Origin of the sequence: Alistipes sp. UBA1686, assembly GCF_002320215.1 — a bacterium.
Classification (GTDB): Bacteria; Bacteroidota; Bacteroidia; order Bacteroidales; family Rikenellaceae; genus Alistipes; species Alistipes onderdonkii.
The window spans coordinates 57860-76305 of the sequence record NZ_DCKA01000007.1 but is presented as its reverse complement, the minus strand read 5'-3'; the positions used below and the strand labels follow the sequence as shown (position 1 = coordinate 76305).

At 57.4% G+C, this 18446-nt stretch carries 7 protein-coding genes; all 7 read right to left on the bottom strand.

Features of this window, described 5'->3' with window-relative positions:
• Window positions 1-82: 82 nt before the first annotated feature.
• The 7 genes from B3C38_RS01895 to B3C38_RS01865 all read right to left on the bottom strand — a co-directional run bounded on the left by B3C38_RS01895 (window position 83) and on the right by B3C38_RS01865 (window position 18277).
• Window positions 83-2335, bottom strand: a complete 2253-nt coding sequence (locus B3C38_RS01895) for a glycosyl hydrolase family 28 protein (protein ID WP_022333303.1) — start codon at window positions 2333-2335, stop codon at window positions 83-85.
• Between the two features lie 24 nt (window positions 2336-2359).
• On the bottom strand, window positions 2360-4015 hold the full coding sequence (locus B3C38_RS01890) for a RagB/SusD family nutrient uptake outer membrane protein (protein ID WP_256166339.1): 1656 nt from the start codon (window positions 4013-4015) through the stop codon (window positions 2360-2362).
• 13 nt (window positions 4016-4028) lie between these two features.
• Window positions 4029-7016, bottom strand: coding sequence for a SusC/RagA family TonB-linked outer membrane protein (locus B3C38_RS01885; protein ID WP_022333301.1), 2988 nt, complete (start codon window positions 7014-7016; stop codon window positions 4029-4031).
• A gap of 32 nt (window positions 7017-7048) precedes the next feature.
• Entirely contained in the window at window positions 7049-9025 is a 1977-nt protein-coding gene (locus B3C38_RS01880) for a RagB/SusD family nutrient uptake outer membrane protein (RefSeq protein WP_022333300.1), read from the bottom strand.
• Between the two features lie 13 nt (window positions 9026-9038).
• On the bottom strand, window positions 9039-12272 hold the full coding sequence (locus tag B3C38_RS01875) for a SusC/RagA family TonB-linked outer membrane protein (protein WP_286724766.1): 3234 nt from the start codon (window positions 12270-12272) through the stop codon (window positions 9039-9041).
• Between the two features lie 13 nt (window positions 12273-12285).
• The gene (locus B3C38_RS01870; RefSeq protein ID WP_195665536.1) at window positions 12286-13860 is read right to left on the bottom strand and encodes a hypothetical protein; all 1575 of its coding nucleotides are present in this window, start codon (window positions 13858-13860) and stop codon (window positions 12286-12288) included.
• A gap of 298 nt (window positions 13861-14158) precedes the next feature.
• The gene (locus B3C38_RS01865; protein WP_276792128.1) at window positions 14159-18277 is read right to left on the bottom strand and encodes a hybrid sensor histidine kinase/response regulator transcription factor; all 4119 of its coding nucleotides are present in this window, start codon (window positions 18275-18277) and stop codon (window positions 14159-14161) included.
• Window positions 18278-18446 lie beyond the last annotated feature (169 nt).

The window sequence follows — 18446 nt, the reverse complement described above, 5'->3', positions numbered from 1 at the left end:
GAAATTAATACTCCTTGCCGGGGAGCCCGGACAACCGGGCTCCGCCGGAAAGGGCAGGAATGAATAAAATGGATTGAATGTACTATTTGAACGATATCCAGGTGTGTTCCCAAGGCTCGCTCGAAGCATCTTTCAGGACGATCTCCTTGCCGAAGGAGGTGATCTTGCGCGAATTATAGATCAGGTTGTCGAAATCTATACTCGTATAGGTATTGTTGACATTTACCTGCGAGGGCTGGCACCCGAGCCCGTCGAGGATCGTCACATTGCGGAAGACCACATTCTTCATCTCGCAGGACTCGCCTTTGTTGACCTGGCTGGTATAGATCGGGGTGCCCGAAGAATGGATATTGTCCACCACGCAGTCTTCGAAGAGCACGTTGTCGATCAGCGCCGGCCCTCCGGCCTCCGAAAAATCGCCCAGTTCCTGCATAATGGCGAGCGCCTGTCCGCGGGCAGCCTCCAGCACGGTACAGTTGCGGATCTCGATATTGCGGATATCGCCCGATGCCCACCATACGTTGCCGCACTCGGGGCCCACGACGATGCCGCGGGCATAGTCGCCCCAGATGATACAGTTGGTGATCCTGATGTCGTGGACATTGCCATAGGGATCGGCATTGGAACGCACCTTGAGCGTGATGCAATCGTCGTAAGCACGCAACATGCAATCGTTGATCGTGGCCCCGGTGACCGTACACAGGTCGATACCGTCGCCGTTGAGATCCCAGTGGATCATATTGATGTTTTCAATGGCCACGTTATCGGTATTCATGACGCGCAGGCACCAACTCGGGGCATCGATCATCGTAACGCCTTCGATCCGGAAGTCCGTATAGCCGCCCTCGTGTTTGTTCCCCTGCACGTCGATCATCACATCGGCGTTGGAAAACTCCTCGCCCCAATGGCGCATCTTCTCGCCGGAGATGACGCCCCGGCCTGCAATCGTCACGCCGTTGCCCCTGACCTGTATGTTCTGCGGATAGAGCACCGCCCCTTCGTCGACATAGAGCGTTTGCCCCTCGGTCAGGACGATAATGCCTTCCGTATGCTCACCGGGGCCATAGTAGCTCACATTGCCGCCCGACACCGCAGGCTTCCGTGTATCGGGACGGCTCGGCATGAGGAACAGGTTGTGGTAGCGGTCGCCGTCGAACTCGACCGACACCTTGCGTTTCTCATACGCCGGAAGCGTGAATTCGACCGTATTGCTGCTGGCGCTCTCCTTGGTCGTAATCCCGTACGCCGACGGACGTACGGCCACACGCGAAAATCCGCTGCGTTTTTCGACCTTCACACGCACGGCATCCGCAAAATCGTGGGTAAAGAGCGCATAACACATCGTATCGCGCAGTTTCTTGGAGTTGTCCCAGTCATTCCATATTTCCTCGTGATGGTTCGGGGAATCGGAACAAAGGGCATTGCGCACCTCGACGGTCTGCCAGCGGCGATCCTTGAGCACGTATACGTTGTAATAGGGATTCGCGTCCCTGAACTTGTCATCGCCCGGCAGCACCGGGAAGAATTCGCCCTTCGTCAATTCACCGCCCTGTTCACCGTAGGCCGCAACGCGGTAAGCCACATCGTACGTGAACTCCTCTTCCAGTTTCGAGAAGTCTATCTCCAGGTCGATCGTCTGCCCTGCAGCGACACCCTCCCGCAGCATCATGTAACCATCTGCTTCCGAATTGGGGAACCTGACCTTGAACCCCAATTTCCAGGCCGCTGTCTGCCGGGCCATCGGGAAGATGTTGAACTCCGCCCCCGCGCGGCCTACCTCGACCTGTTTTTCCAGCGCCTCACCGAAAGGTTCGGTCTTTCCCGAAGCGATGTAAAGCGCATCGGTCATACGCGGAAGGGTGAGTACGACGGATCGCAGCGTATCGGGGGCATTTACCAGTACCACCTTCACGGACGAGGTAAGCGGTTTGAGCGTAAAACCCTTGCTTATCTGCTGCCGCGTCGCGCATTGCATCCAGATCGCAGGGATTTCGGCGTCGATATCCTCCACACGCAGGATATACTCGGTCGAGTGCGCCCCGGTGGAGGTGTTCGTAAACGAGAGGTTGTCCTGCGAGGCGAATGCGAGCGCCGTCGCCCGGTTGCCGGATGTTTCGATCCCCCGCAGGGCAGCCTGGCTGGGAGCCATTTCCACCTCCGTACAGCGGTTGTCGTCGAAGCAGAAGATAGCCTGCGGCCAAGAGGCGATCCCGTCAGGAGTATACCCGTCCTGAGTGTTGTAATCGGGATTGAAGGCAAACGTATCGTCCTCGGCGCAGGATGCCGAACAGAAGATCGCCGCAAACGCGAATGTCGCCCAAATCTTGTTTTTCATCGTATCGTATTTTTATCGGTTTGACTATTTCCAACCGTCGTTTTGGACGAGGTTGTGATTTTTGAAAAGCTCGGCATCCGCAATCGGATAGAAATTCATCCTGTCCTCCCAGCCGCGCTGCTGGATCACCGACCGCATATAGCTGAACGAGCCATCGTTCTGCGGAGTAATCGTAAGCCCATAAACCTTCGTCGTTTCGGCACCGATCTTCCAGCGGCGGATGTCCCAGAAACGATGCCCCTCGAAGGCCAGTTCCACACGACGCTCGTTGCGCAGACGCTTCACGAAGGCCGCATAATCCGTTTCCGTAATCCCCGGCATATTGTACCGGGCACGGACTGCATTGAGCGCCTCGCGTGGTGAGAGCGTATACTCCACCTCCCCCTTCATGCCCGTAAAATCGGGGTTCTGCGTAGCGGCAGCCAATGCCTCGGCATAGTTCAGCAACACCTCGGCATAACGGAAGAAGGGAAAGATGTGCTGATAACTCATCTCGCTGCCCGTCACGAAACTCGTCGCCTCGACAATGTGTTTGCGCAGGTAGTACGAAGTCGGTGTAGCACCGTCGAGCGGCCGGCCATTACGGCCGCCGACATACGACTGGACGGGCTGTCCCTTGAACGTCGCCCCGTTGTATATCAGCGTCCTGGCAAAGCGCGGATCGCGTGCCGACGCAATGAACATCCGCGACCGCATCGACTCGTCGTTCCAGTCGAACGGTTCGCCCGTCGCCATATCGAATGCCTCGGCGAGGTTCTGCGACGGGCAGACGCCCGAATTCCCGCCTTCGAAGCCTACCGGGAAATTGGCCGCCTCGAAATCGCTGCTCACCGGGCACCACTTGCCGAAGATCAGTCCCTGCGCATCGGCATTGTTCGTGGTTTCCTCGCTGACAAGCTTGTAAATACCGGCATCTATGAGCTCCTTGGCCGCGGCCGCGGCTTCCAGGTAACGGCCTGCATCACCGCCGGGGTTGTTGAGCGGACTGGCGGCATATAGCAGCATACGCGCCTTGAGCGCCATCGCCATGCCCTTTGTCACACGGGCGACTTCACCCTTTTCCGTCCCCAGATAGGTCTTGGGCAACGACGGGATTACGGCATCGCATTCCGAGACGATCCATCCGGCGGCATCGTCGTACGAGACCGGAACGAGCGTATTGACCTCCTGCATCGTGAACGAACGGTCACCGATCACGATCCGGTTATAGCGCCGGAGCAATTCGAAATGGAAATAGGCACGCAGGGCCCTCACTTCGAACGGATAGTTCTTGAGCTCCGCCAGATTCGTCTTGTAATTGTCCTGATACTGTGCCTCGGGAAAATCATCCGGGCAGTTGTCGAGGAAATAGTTGGCCGCGGCAATAGCCGAATAGAGCGAAGCCCAGCGGTCGTCGATCAGATTCGTACCGTTCCAGCTCCCGTCGTAAAAGCGTTTGATACCGCCCGTAGACCAGGCGTATACCGCATCGTCGGTCGCAGCGTCGATCATCGTACCTTCGACATCCAGCAACCCTTCCTGCACATACGAGTAGACGTTCGTCGCACTCTGCTTCACGCGGTCGAAGGTCGAGAATTGATATTTCGTCGTCTGGTACACCGACTCGTCGAGTTCCAGGAAATCGCTGCACGCAGCCATCAGGAGCGTGCATCCGGCTAATAGGATCAGGTATTTTTTCATCGTTGTGGCGTATTTAGAATATGACATTCAGGCCGATCTGGTAGCTGCGTGACGAGGGATACCCCGTGCTGACGTATTCCGGATCGAGAATACCGACATGGTCGGCCGAGAAAAGGTTCAGGCCGCGGAAATAGAAGCTGCATTCGCGCATACGCAGTTTGCGGGCAATCTTCGACGGCAATTTGTAGTAAGCCTGCAATGTACGCAATTTCAGGAAATTGCCGTTTTCCGTCCATAGTGAACTTTGCGTGTAGTTATTCCCGTTTGCCAATGTGGTCAGGCGCGGATAGCGGCCTTCGGTATTGAAGCGTGACCAGCGGTGCTCCATATAGTACTCCGAAACGTTGCGGTCGTTGCCGTACAGCGGCTGGTAGATGCTCGACAGCGTCGTCTCCAGCGTCGAATGGGCGACACCCTGGAAATAGGCGCTGACACCGAAGCCCCTGTATTTCAGCTCGACGCTGAAGCCGTAATAAATCTCGGGCACCGCGGCATAGAGCTGGTAGGTGCGGTCGTAGTCGTCGATCCTGCCATCGCGGTTCAGGTCGCGGTATTTCACGTCGCCCGGGCGTACCGTATTCTGGTACGAGGAGACAGGAAGCCCCTCCCGGAGCGAACCGTCGGCATTGAAATCGCCGTCCTGGTACATCCCATCGGCCACCAATCCGTAGAACGTCCCTACCGGCTGCCCTGTAATACGCATATAGTCAAAAGGTTTGTATTCCTCTTCCTTGTTGAGTATCTTATTGCGGGCATAGGCGATATTCCCCCGCACGGCATATCCGAAGTCGCCTGTGCGGCGGCGCCATCCCACAGCCAATTCCCCGCCATAGTTGCGCACCTTACCGGTAAAGACGTCGGGCACGCCGACTCCCAGCACGCTGGAAACGGTACCCGCGGCCGACGTCCGGATGTTATGACGCATGTTGCGGAAGAAATCCACCTCGACGCTCAGGCTTCCCAGCAGGCTGAGTTCCAACCCGACATTGGTTTTATAGTCGCGTTCGGGTTCGATCCCCGCAGACGGCAACGCCCCTTGCGCGAGGCTGTTCGACGAAGTGATCCCGGCAAAAATATAACTGTTGCCCGGGCCGTTGAACTGCTTGTCCATGTCATACGACAATCGCGCGTCCATACCCACAATGCCGAACGACGCGCGCAGTTTCAGCAGGTCGACGACACGGCTGTCACGCAGGAACGCCTCGTTCGAGATGATCCATGCGCCCGACACGGCAGGATAGAAGCGGTACTTGTCCCCGTAGGGCATACGGCTGCTCCCGCCGTAAGTAGCGACGGCATTGACCACGTAGCGGTCGTCGTAATTGTAGCCGGCGCTGGCAATATAGTCACGGTACATGTACGTATTGTTGGCTCCGCGGTAACGGGATTTGTTCTCGCTGAAAATCAGGCGCCCCGTCACCGTATGTTTTCCGAAAGAACGGTCGTAGAGCACCTTGGCCCACACCGACGCCCGCATGACCGAATAGGAAAGGAAGCTGTCGAATGCCAGTTCGGTATCGTTCCCCTGCGGAACGAATGCCAGGGAAGCGGCATTGCCGTCCGCATCGAAGACCGTCGAGGTATTCGAATAGGCGTATTTGCGTGAGTGCGCATCGGTAATCTCCGCGGAATTGTCATAGGCGACACGCACCTGTACCGAAAGTCCCGGGGTTAGTGCCGACAAGTCCTGATCGATCGTCAGGTCGGCGAACAGCGTACGTTGCAGCAGCGTGTTGTACCCGCCCGCGGTCTTGTCGGCCAGGGGATTGGCGAACAGCTGGCTGCGGGCCCAGCCCCCGCCGGGAACCCGGATCGGGAACGCTGCCGACGGCGTGTCGTACATATCGTCGAGCGCGACGCCCGCATTTGGCAGTTGGTATTGCATCAGCCGCCCCATCAGGTTCATCCGTGCAGTCGTGGTTTTCGTGATCGCGGCCTCGAGATTCGAACGCAGCTTGAGGGAGTACATCTCGACCTGGGTCGAATAGCCGTCGTTCAGGTCGGTATTATCCAGGAACCCGCGGTTGGAGTTGTAGTTGGCCAGCACGAAATAGCGCATACTGCCGCCGCTCCCGTCGAACGAGAGATTCAGGTCGTGGTTGAAACCCGCATTGCGGAGCACGGCCTTCCGCCAGTCGACATTGGGCAGTACATCGGTGCGCTCCCCCCGCACCATCGAACGGATGTCGCGCTGCGTATAGCGGGGTGCGAGCCCGTCGTTTTCCAACGCCTCGTTGACAGCCGTCGCATAGGTCGCGGCATCGGCCATATCGGGAATCCGGAACGGGGTCTGCACACTGAAATTGTAGTCGATACGGGTACGCAGGCCGTGGTCGCCGCCGCGCCGGGTCGTAATGGCGACGATACCGTCGGCGCCCCGGTTACCGTAGAGTGCCAGCGATGCGGCGTCCTTCAGCACGGTGATGTGCTCCACTTCCTCCCGATCCAGGCAGGCCGCATCGCGTTCGATGCCGTCGACCAGTACGACCACACTGTTCCCGCCGAACGAACCGACGCCGCGCACATTCAGGTCGGGCGCCGAGTCCCACGGCAGGTTCTCGCCCTGGCGCACGCCAAGTCCCGGAATCAGGCCGTAAAGGTTGCTCATCAGGTCGGTACGGCCGCCCGCTTCGATCTCACGTGCCGTAGCGCCGGCGAGCGATGCCGACGCGGAGCCTTTGCGGATGCGCTCGTCATAGCCCACGTCGAACAGCACGTCATCGTCCGTCAGACGGATATGCATCTCGCCACCGCTGACGGCTACCGTGCGGCTCATGCGGTTCAGAAGGGTAAGCGTCATGCGGTCACCCTCCCCGGCATCGACCTCGGCCATGCCGTCGGCGCCCGTAACCGCCACGGGGGTTCGCCCGCGGCCGAGCGTCACGGCAACCTCGCCCAGCGGCTTGTCCCATGCATCGGTCACATACACCTTGACGCGCTGCGCCTGTGCCAGCGGGCAAACGGCAGTCAGGAACAGCAGTATGATTGATATCTTTTTCATTGTATGCTCTCTGTTTGTTTAACCATGTATGTCTACCATCCGGCATTCTGAGTCAGGCCGTACCCCTTGTTGACTTCGTTCGAAGGAAAGGCACTCAGATACCACTTCGGATCAAAGCTGTTCTTCCAGGCGCGGTCGGTTTCGGGAACCGGCTCAGAGAAATTGAACCGGAAATTCGAGGAATCCGTTCCGTCCAGGATCGTCACCCTGATCCCGTAAAGCGTCTGCCGGAAAATATCGGCACGTTTCCAGCGCACGATGTCGAACCAACGAATCTCCTCGAAGGCGAATTCCCGGGCCCGCTCGTCGAGTATCTCCTCGCGCAGCTCGGCATCCCCGGCAAGCGCACATTCGGGATAGGACGGCAGCACCTTGTCGCGGTGCAGGCGGTGCAGCAATTCGTCGGTCATGGAGGGCAGCCCCACGCGGTTGCGGGTTTTGTCGAGCCACTTGCAGGCCTCGTCCTTGCGCCCCGTCTCGTTCAGTGCCTCGGCATAGGCCAGGTAAACCTCGGCCAGGCGCATATAGGAATAGTTCATCGGTTTGTCGTAGAACGTCGCACGGTTATAGTCCCAGAGGTATTTACGGTTGCAGAAACCCGTTGCGGCCCGATCCTTGGCATAGTTCACCAAATCCTCGCTGCCACCGCCTTCCCACATCTGGGCCACACGGTCGCGGAACGGGCCGCCGGGCACCATCACCGACTGGTAGAGGCGCGGATCCCGGTTCGAGAAAGGATTGTCCGTCACCGTTCCGGCCGAATTGTGCGTCCGGATCCATTCGGCATAAGGCGCCGGTTCCCCGTTCGAGAAAGGGAATTTATCGACATAGTTAAGCGTCACGCAGCCACCGCCGTACCCCTGGGCGTTCGCGCCGTTGAAATCGGTCGAAATGCCGAAGTAATAGGCATGGTAAGTATCGCCGTAGGTACGCTTCGACCGCCCGGTGGCAATCAGTATTTCGCCGTTGTAACGGTCTGCATAGCATGCACCGAATGCCTTTCCGTAACCTTCGGCCGTCTTTTCGGTCGCCTCGACGAGTTTATAGGGATTGCCGTTGTTGGCATTCTCCGTGATGAACTCTTCGCAAGCCGTAACCACGCGGTTCCAGCGCTGGGCATCGTAATTGCCGTACCATGCCACTTTACGGACACTCTCCTCGGCGATCTTGCCGATATTGCCCAGTACCGGTTGTTGCGGCTCGGCATAAGGCTGGTTCGCATTGAACAAGGGGCTGGCCGCATAGAGCAGCACACGAATCTTGAGCGCCAGCGCCGAAGCTTTCGTAAAACGCCCGTCATCGGCCGGGTCGACCGTCCATGGGAGCTCCCGGGCAGCCTGTTCGCACAGCGCGACGATGTATTCGACCGTCTCTTCGAAAGTCCGGCGCGAATAGTCTATATCGGCCTCCTTACCCGCCTCGACGGCTGTCTTGAGCAGGGGAACCCCACCGAAGTGGCGCAGCAATTCGTGGTACTGGCACGCAATGACCATTCGGGCCTCGCCCTTGCGCCGAATCTTTTCCGCCTCGCTCATATCGGGCACACGGTCAACATTCTCGATGTAGAGGAACGCCTTGCGGATACCCGTCCACGTCACGTCCTGCTCGGGGTTAAACCCCATCTTCGTACCACTCGACTCATTCTCGGTCTCGGCGTCGTATGCGCCCCCGTAATACATGCTGTAAACGCCGCCCCACGAACAATGCGTGCTGATGATATCGGTCAGGGCATCGAGGTTGTCCCATGCCAGTTTGTTACCGGCATTCTGGTGTTCGTACGACCCGCCGTTAACGCTGGGATTGTGCATCGTGAGCCCGCAGCGCAACGTGGCATAGGCCGAATTGAGGGCCCGGTCGGCATAGAGCTTCGACGAGAAGATCGTGTCGACGGTCACATCGCCGCCGGGCGCTTTCTCCAGGAACCCGTCCCCGAATTTCAGGTCGCTGCAATTGGTCAGTCCCGACACGAAACCGCCCAAGATCAGAATGGATATTATCGTCTTTTTCATAGTGGAGTGTCGATTAGAATGTGATGTTAACACCGAAGTTGAAAATGCGCACGTTCGGGTAGGAATCGATATTCGAACCGCTCGTCGCCCCCTCGGGGTCGATATCGATGTCGTTGAGATCCGAGAAAAGCGTCAACAGGTTGTACCCGCTGAAATAAACCTTCAGCGACTTGACGCCGACCTTCCGGAATGCCGGAATATCCCTGAACGTATAACCTATTTCGGCAACCTTCAGCCGCAGGTACGAGCCGTCCATCAGCCACAGGTCGGAATCCTCCAGGTAGTGCGACTTGTTGAGGAAGGTCAGCCGTGGAAAACGCGCATCGGGGTTCTCGGGCGTCCAACGCCCGTCGGCCAGGAATTTGAGCAGCGCACGGCCGTTTGTACTGCCGAAAGCATTACGGTATTCGCCGCTGAGCATACGCGAGGCATGCAGGCCGGCCGTCCACTGCATCGAAATTTCGAAATTCTTGTACCGGAATCCGCCCAGCAGGCCGAGCACGTAGTCCGGACGCTGACTGTAACCGAAGTAGGTCTTGTCGTTGCCGTCGATCTTGCCGTCCCCGTTGAGGTCTTTAAAGAGCGCGTCGCCTGGGCGGGGTGATCCCAGCGACATGACGGGTAGCAGCGGCTTCCCCTCGCCGTCGGTCTTCAGGGCCCCGTCGGCATCGAAGTCATCGGCTTGCAGGAAACGGTCGAACCTGTACCCGTAGTTCAGTCCCGTGCTGCGTCCGGTCTGAGCCATCCACGGATAGTTGGGCATGACTTCGTCCATAAAAATAATCTTGTTCTTCGAGTAGGAGACGTTGCCCTGTACCCACCAGTCGATCTTCTCGGTACGCGAATTCCAGCCCAGTGAGATTTCATAGCCCCGGTTATCGACCTCTCCCAGATTGATCAGCGGCAGCTCGATGGCGACGATCGACGGCAGCGTATTGCGGGTCGAAAGAATGTCGTAGCGGTGTTCGAAGAAGTAGTCGGCCGTCAGGCTGAGGCGCGCACCGAACATTTTGAGGTCGATGCCATAGTTCTGCTTGCGTACTTTTTCCCACGTCACCTCGGAGTTCCCGACCGTATTTTCGACCGCATCGGGCAGCATCGTCATACTTCCGCCCATACCGAACTGGTAGCTGCCGTAGCCGTTCTGCCATACGGCATGGTTGCCCGTCCACGAGCCGTCGAGGTAGAGGAAACGGGCACCGCTGTACTTGTCGTTCCCGACCAGTCCGAACGAGGCCCTCAGCTTCAGGAAGTCGACGGTTTGCTGGTTCTTCATGAAATTCTCCTCGGAGACGATCCAACCCACGGAACCTGCAGGGAAGAACCCGTAGCGCTTTTTGGGGGCGAAATTCTCGGAGCCGTTGTAACCGGCGTTGAAATCGACCAGGTAGCGGTTCTTGTAGGCATAGGTCAAACGCCCCACATACCCCACATAGGCGGTCGGGATGTCGGTATACTGGCCCGGGTAGTAGGTCTTCGACTGGTTGTAAAGCAACAGTGCCGACACCGCATGGTCGCCGAACGTACGCTGATAATTGAGGCTCGCCTCGACATACCAGTTGCGTAATTTGCCCGACCCGTCCTCACCATAGGTCATCGGCTCGCGCATACCCGTCACGCCGTCGGTCTGGTAGACGATCGTATTGTCGAACCGCGGGTCTGAAACATCCATTCCGGGTTGGGTGATCGACCCCAGATAAATCGGCGTATAGGAACTGTTCGTACCGGTCGGCGCGCGTTTGGTCGCCAGATAGTAGGAAGTATTGTACGCTCCCTTCACATTGAGGGTCAATCCCTTGGTAATCACATCGAGGTTCTGGGAAAGCGCAAGGTCGAGGTTCAGTTCATTCTGGGTCGTTTTGCGGTAACCCCAGTTGTAGTAGCAGTCCAGCCCGCTCGTGAGTTCCGTAAGTGGGATGTAGTTGTTCTTGTAATTGTAGATGTACTTCCCGTCGACGAAACCCGGACTTGCGAACGGCGTACACCACATGATATTCTGCCAGAGCGAATAGGTCAGCGGTTCTCGTTTGTCGCTCACGCGCCCGCCGATATTGACTTTCAACTGAGTCGTATTCGTAATGTCTACGTCGATGTTCGAGCGGTAGTTGAAGCGCTGATAATTGTAATTCGGGTCATAACTCTCGTCGAAACGCTTCATCATACCGTCCTGGTCGAGGTAACCCAACGACACGAAATAGCGGATGCGGTCACCGCCGCCCGACAGGGTCGCGTTGTGCTGTGTCTGCCAGGCGACGTTCTTGAAGATGTATTTGCTCCAGTCCACATCCGGGAACATGATCGGATCGGCCTTCGTGCGGAACATTTCCGTTACGAACGGCGAAAAGGTGAGCTGGTCATCCTTAATGCCGGGATTGTCGGAGCGCTGGGCCTCGGAATAGAGCGTAGCGTAAGTATAACTGTCGACACCGGTCAGGTGGCGCAGCGACTGAGTCAGTCCGAAGGTCGAATTCCACGAAATCTGTGGCTTGCCCTTCGTACCGCGCCGTGTCGTGACCAGGATGACGCCATTGGCGCCGCGGACACCGAATACGGCCGTCGATGATGCATCCTTGAGGACGGTCACACTCTCGATCTCGTGCGAGTCCATCTGGAAAAACGAACGCTCGACACCGTCCACCAGGATAAGCGGCTTCGACGCCTCGTTCGAAAGCGATCCCGTACCGCGGACATAAATGTCGGGGTCTTCGGCACCGGGCTGTCCGGAAATCTGTACCGACGAAATGCCTGTCACGGCCCCCGCAAGGGCACTGCCGGCACTGCCGCTCGGTGACTTGAGCAGGTCTTTGGTATTGATCGAGGCGATGGCGCCCGTCACCGACACCTTTTTCTGTTGCCCGTAGGCGATGACCTGCACCTCCTCCAGCGCCTGCGCCTCTTCCTTCAGGCGGATTTCATTGTCCGCCGCAGCCACGAGCACCGACTCCCGGGGCTGGTAGCCAATATAGGAAACCGACACGAGCGGTTGATAGCGGACGGGAATCGTGATCCGGAATTCACCCTCGGAGTTGGTCGTCATACCGATTTGCGGGGCGTCCTTGACAACAATGGCGACACCGGCGAGCGGTACGGAACTTCTTTCGTCGACCACACGGCCCTTATACGTTACCGACCGGCTGCCGCCCTGGATGGCCTGCAAGCCCGCCGCATCCGGCTCTCCCGCGCCGGCGGCAAGTGCAAAAGCCGGGAACATCAGGCAGACGGCGATCAGATATATGGTTTGCTTCATGATTTGCGAGTTGTTACTGTTTGACATCTATGGCGATTGCATATTGCGCGGCCTGGTCGGCCTTTCCCACGACGACGTTTCCGCCCACCTTGAGCGTCGGCGTGAAACCGTCATCCAGGTAGTTGCTTCCGGCCACGTAGAACACGTCTTTCCAGCCCATCTTGTAGAGCAGCCACGCAGCCTGGCAGGTTCCCGTCCCCTCGGACACGGCGGCGACACCGAGTTTGTTGTCATAGGTCAGCCCGATGTACGAACGGCTGCGCGTGCCGTTCCAGGCTTCGCCCAGGGCCGTTTCCCATCCCGAATCGTTCCAATACATCTCCAGGCGGGTCAGCAGATGCCCCTCGCGTACCAACCACGGATGTCCCGACGCTGCGGAGACCACGTCCCACGGAATCCCCGACGCAAGATACCCGTCGCGTCCCGCCTCATCGACCCATTGGGTCATCCTGACCAGTCCGCCGTCGCGGATCCCCGCGTTCCAGAATTCGATGTGCCCGTCCTCGTAAAAACCGACCGTTCCGCGCCAGTCGCCCTCGGAATTGCGGTCGGAGAGCACTTTCCCATTGTAGTAAATCATCGTGCTCTCCTTGGTCATCATCCCCGTGAGTGCGACCAGCGAGGCAACGTCGTCCATGACCACCGAGCGGGCATCGTTGCTGACCATATAGGCTTTCGCCTTGTCAATGTCGATCGTGGCGAAGGCGAATTCGATTCCCTCGATCGTTTCGGTCGGGCGGTTTGCGGCCCAGTTGCCGATAAAGGCAAGGTAAACGTCCAGGTCACCGGCACCGGGATCCCAGCTCCATGGGGTTTCGGATGTTGCCGCACCGCGTACGGGTACGCTGTTGACCGTAGTTGCCTTATAGACATTGAGGAACGGATAGAGTTGCTGGTCGACATAATTGCCCGTGACCTCGCTAAACCCGTAGACGATCGGTTTGTCCATCACTTTCGAATAGTCGATCCTGACGTTGTAGATGCGCTCTTTGCCATCCATCTCGACTTTCAGTTGCCGGGTAAGCGACTCCGTGAAATCGAACGTCGTAGACGAGGCGATCGAAGCCCCCTCCATCAGAGCACCTTCGGCAAAATCGAGTTCGATTTCACCCCGATCCATACTCCGTTCATAAGTGATCGTAAGCGTCTTGCCCGATACGGAGACGCAGCCCCCGATTCCCGAAGCGGTCACCTTCGTGGCATCGATAATCGGAAATGCCTTCGACGAAATCGTGAACCACACCTTGACGATCCGGTTGTCGGGTGCCCGGAAGTTCAGCACCGGATAGGTATCCAGGTCGGCGGCGGTAACGTCCGTCGGGAAAATGACCGAATAGCCCTCGCTGAGCTCGACGTCGATCCGGGCATGTGAGAAATCCTCGGCCATATCGAATCTCAGGGCTAGGTTTTTATCATCTATCCGCTCCGCCGTAACCGTCTCGCCGTCGACGGTCACGCGGATTGACTTATAAGGCAGACCGCCGGACGCGACCGTCCGGTCGTCGGAACAGGAACAGAAGGACAGCGCCGCCGCGACGAATACGGCGCTCACGTAATTCACGTAATTCTTGTAGAAATCTGCTTTCATAGGTTAGGGTTTAGTTGGTTTATTCGGAAAGAAGGGAAAGGGATCGGACACTACGGTTCATCCGGGATGGCTGCAACATGTCATGGCATTGTTTTTTAGGTTAGTTTTCGGTTCCGCCAGCCCGTCCAAAGGGCTTTTGCCGGATACGAAAATACTCTGCCCGGACGGCTTCGAGGTTGAAATTTTACCGTAAAACGGCTCTGACGCAAATCGGCCGGCTGCAACAGCCGACCGACACAATGCAGGCAATACAATGCATAACAACACATTACACAAACACCTTCGGAAAATATCCGGGTTATACGATTTTTTCACCCTTGCCCTCGAGTTGTTCGATGAATTCCTTGGGGCTGATCCCGAACTTCTTCCGGAAACAGGTGCTGAAATACTTCGGGTCGTTGAACCCTACGGCATAAGCCAGGTCAGCGATCCGCATGTGGCGCTGCTGTTCCAGCAACCGGTAAGCCGCGCGCAGCCGTATGTCGACCATAAACGCGGTCGGAGTAAGCCCGGTCAGCGATTTGAGTTTCTCGGTGAGGACGGTACGCGACGTGTTCATTTCCCGTGTGAAATCGGCCTGCGAAAATTCACCGTCGTCGATATGCGCATTGACGCACGCCATCGCCCGGCGCATGAAATCTTCGTCCATCGAGGTATATTCCAACGCTTCGATCTCAAAGACAAGCTGGTTGCGGAAATGCGAACCTTTGCGCTCCTGCTTTCTGAGCTGGTTCACGATCTGTGCATGGAGCAGCTTGAAGTTGAACGGCTTGGTAACATAACCGTCAGCCCCCGAGTCATACCCTTCGATACGGCTGTCGTCCGTATTTTTGGCCGTCAGAAGGATGACAGGGATATGGCAATATTCGAACGTCCCCTTGATCTTGGCGCACAACTCGATCCCGTCCATCCCGGGCATCATGATGTCGGAAACGACCAGATCGACCGGTTTTTCGGCCAAAAGTTGCAGTGCCTCTTCGCCTCCGGATGCCATTTCGATGTGGAAATAAGCCGCCAGCAAGTTGGACACCAGCACCCGCAGTTCCTCGTTGTCATCCACGATCAGAATCGTATACATCAGCCCGTCTCCGGCAACCGCCTCGTCCGGCCGCATGGACGGCAACTCCGCCGATCCCGGCATCAAATCCGCCGAATCGGGCCCTGGCACCGATTCGTCGACCTCTTCCCCGGAGTAGGCGTCCCGGCCTATGGGCAATACGACCCGGAAACAATTTCCCTCCCGTTCGCTGCTCGAAACCCGGATATGCCCCTTGTGGATATCGGTCAGATCCTTCACCAGCGACAACCCGATACCCGTACCGATGGTATGGAACTTACGGTAATTACCGTCGTAGAAGCGCTTGAAAAGCCCGTCGATAGTCTGCTGGCTCATGCATTCACCGCTATTGGCGATCATTATACCGACAAAACCGGGGCTTTCCATCCCCACACGGATTTTTATTTCCCCTTCGTCGGGTGTGTATTTGGCAGCGTTGGAAAGCAGGTTGTAGACGATCTTATCGAGTTTGTCGGAATCGAACCAGCCTTCGATACGGTCGGCAGAACTCTGGAAGTAGACCCGAAGGCGCTTTTTCGATACCAGCGGGGCGAATGCCTCGACACATTTGCGAACGAATGCCGCCACATCGCCTTGCGAAACCCGGATCTTCAGGTTACCACTCTCGACCTTGCGGAATTCGAGTATCTGCTGGATGAGGCGCATCAGACGCGTCGCGTTGACCGAGATTACGTTGTAGAGCGCCTCCCGGTCTGTGGAGGTGCTGCGCAGGCTGTCAAGCGAGGTAATGATGATCGTCAGGGGCGTCATCAGCTCGTGGGTGACATTGGTAAAGAACTGCAATTTCGCGTGGTTCAGCTCCTCGGTTTTCCGGCGTTCGAATTTCGAAATGCGGATTTCATGCTGCATACGCAGTCGGTAGCGCAGGAAGCGGATCGCGCCGTAGGCCACCCCCGCAAGGGCTGCGAGATAGAACGCCACGGCCCACCACGAGCGCCAGGGTGCCGGCAGGATACGCACCTTCAGCACCCGCTCGTTGCTGCTCCAGACACCGTTGCCGCCCGCCGCCTGCAAATGGAAGGTATAAATGCCCGCAGGCAGGTTGTTGTAGGAGGCGAAGCGGTGCTGTGAATCGACCAATACGTACTCCTTGTCGAACCCGTCCAGCTTGTATTTAAAGATGTTGTCCCTCGGATTGGCATAGGAAAGCATCGAAAATTCGATATAGAAATTGTTTTGCCGGTGGGTCAGCGTCACCTCATCTGCATAGTCGATCTCCCGGGAGCTGATATGCTCCCGCTCCTTTTCCGGCATGGTACGCAGGGACTGGTTGTGAACCCGGAAATCGGTCAATACGATCGGAAGTTTCGACTGGTGGGGCTGGATGCGGTTGCCCGTAAAGATGCGCAGTCCGTTCGAACCGCCGAACGCCATGCGTCCGTATTCGACACGTGCCGATGCATTGCGGTTGAAGAAGAACGATTGCAGGTCTGCCGTAATAATATAGGTGTTGATATGCTCGGGAGTACCGTTTTCGTCGGGCGAGAACGAGAACACGGCATCGTTGGTCGTAATCCACATGCGGCCGTTCTCATCCCTTGCAATGTTGGTGATCCCCTTTTTCTCGATGTTGGGAAATGCCGTGACCGCCTTGAAACGATCCTCCGAGGGCGAATATACCGCCAGTCCGTCGGCAATCGTCCCCGCCCAGAGGTTACCCGCATCGTCCGTACCGAGGCAATAGACGTTATCGGCCGTCATCCCCGCCCCGCGTCGATACTGGATCCAGTCACGTCTTTTCGTATCGACACGGATGATCCCGTCTCCGTTGGTCGCAATCCATACGACCCCGCCGCCGACGCAGCAGATATCGAATATGCGCGTCGATGCGAAGGGCGTCTTCCGCCCCAGCCACATGTCGAGCGTCGAGAGCTGCCCGGACGCCGATTCGATATAAATTCCCGACCTCGAACCGATCCACAAATTCCCGTCCGGATCCTCCCGCAGCGCGAGCACGCAGTCGTCGGCAAACAGCGGCAGCGTATTCCGGTTGATCTGGCGCACGCGATGGCGTTTCTCGTCGTAGCACCATACACCCGAACTCCACGTCGCAAAGCACAGTTCCGAAGTGGCGTTCCTCCTGATTATGGCATTGACGGTCGAAGTATAAGGCAGCACACACAGGTCGGGATGCTCCCGGTAGCTGACGATACGGCCGCTGCGGGTATTATACCTGATCAGCCCGAAATCGAGCAGCCCGAGCCAATATTCGCCCTCGCCGATGTAATACATACTCCGTACGGAACTGGTGTTGAAGCGGGCACGCACCGGATCGAGCCGGTTGAATTCGAATTTCATGCCTGCGGTCTGTATCTTGCAGACGCCGCCGCCCAGCATCCCGATCCACATGAGGTTGTCCCGGGCCCGCATAATCGAATTGACCTCGTTGTATGGCAGGTCGCCCACATCCTCGCCGGGTTTGAAATTCTGGAACGAGGGCCGGTGATCCGGGTCATGCAGGATACTCAGTCCGCTGCGGGTTCCCACCCACAGCGTGTTCTGCGTAATATCCTCTTCGATGGCATAGACAATGTCGTCGAGCAGCGCCGTATCGTCGTCTTCACGGTGCATGTAACGGGCATATTGCATCCGCCCGGGAGCATAGGGGTTTATCAGGCGGATCAGTCCCGCGCCCCATGTGCCCACCCAGACATTCCCGTCCGCATCGCAGAAGACGACATGCGCATGCCGCAGGATTTCGTCGTCATACGTGTAGGTACGTTCTTCGCGGAGATCGTAGCGCAGCAATCCGCTGCCGTAGGAGGCGACCCACAGGCTGCAATTGGCATCCTTGACGACCGAAGTGATGTCCGTGACGAGCTTCCCGTCGGCATTGCGCATCGTAACCGGACGGAAATAATGTTCCGAGGCATTTTTCCGGAACAGGCCTTTGTCGCTTCCGACCCATATCCCGTTACCCGTATCGCAGATAATGACCGAAATGTTGCAATCGTCGACCGCTTCGCAGCCCGTCGCCGAGATCGTGCCCGTCTTCTTGTCGAGCCGGAACAACCCGCGTTCCGTCCCGATCCAGATCACCTTGTCGCGGTCTTCGGCCACGACATTCACGAACGAATTGAACGCCACGCCCGAAACGTCGTGCATACCGTAAGTGACCACTCCGTACCCGTCATACCGTGCCAGGCCGTTATAGGTCGGAATCCAGATATACCCGTCGGAATCCTGATAGAGCTTGCGCACTTCGCTCGACGGCAGGATGTCGGAAGGGATCGGCTCGAACCGGATTTTGGAATAGGGTTCGGCAGACACGTACCCCACCATGGCAAGCATGGCCGACACAGCTGCAAAAAGGCGGGAAAGTATCAGATTCGGACGCATGAACGGTAGTTTTCGGAATTCTAAATTACACATTTTTTCCTCATCCGCAACGCCGGACACCCGATTTACCCCCGCGAAAGGCACACAAGAGAGGCTTTCCGGTAAATTTTCGACCTCCGACGAAGTTGACCGCCTTACTTTTATCCATCCGGAAGAAAATCCGGTAAAA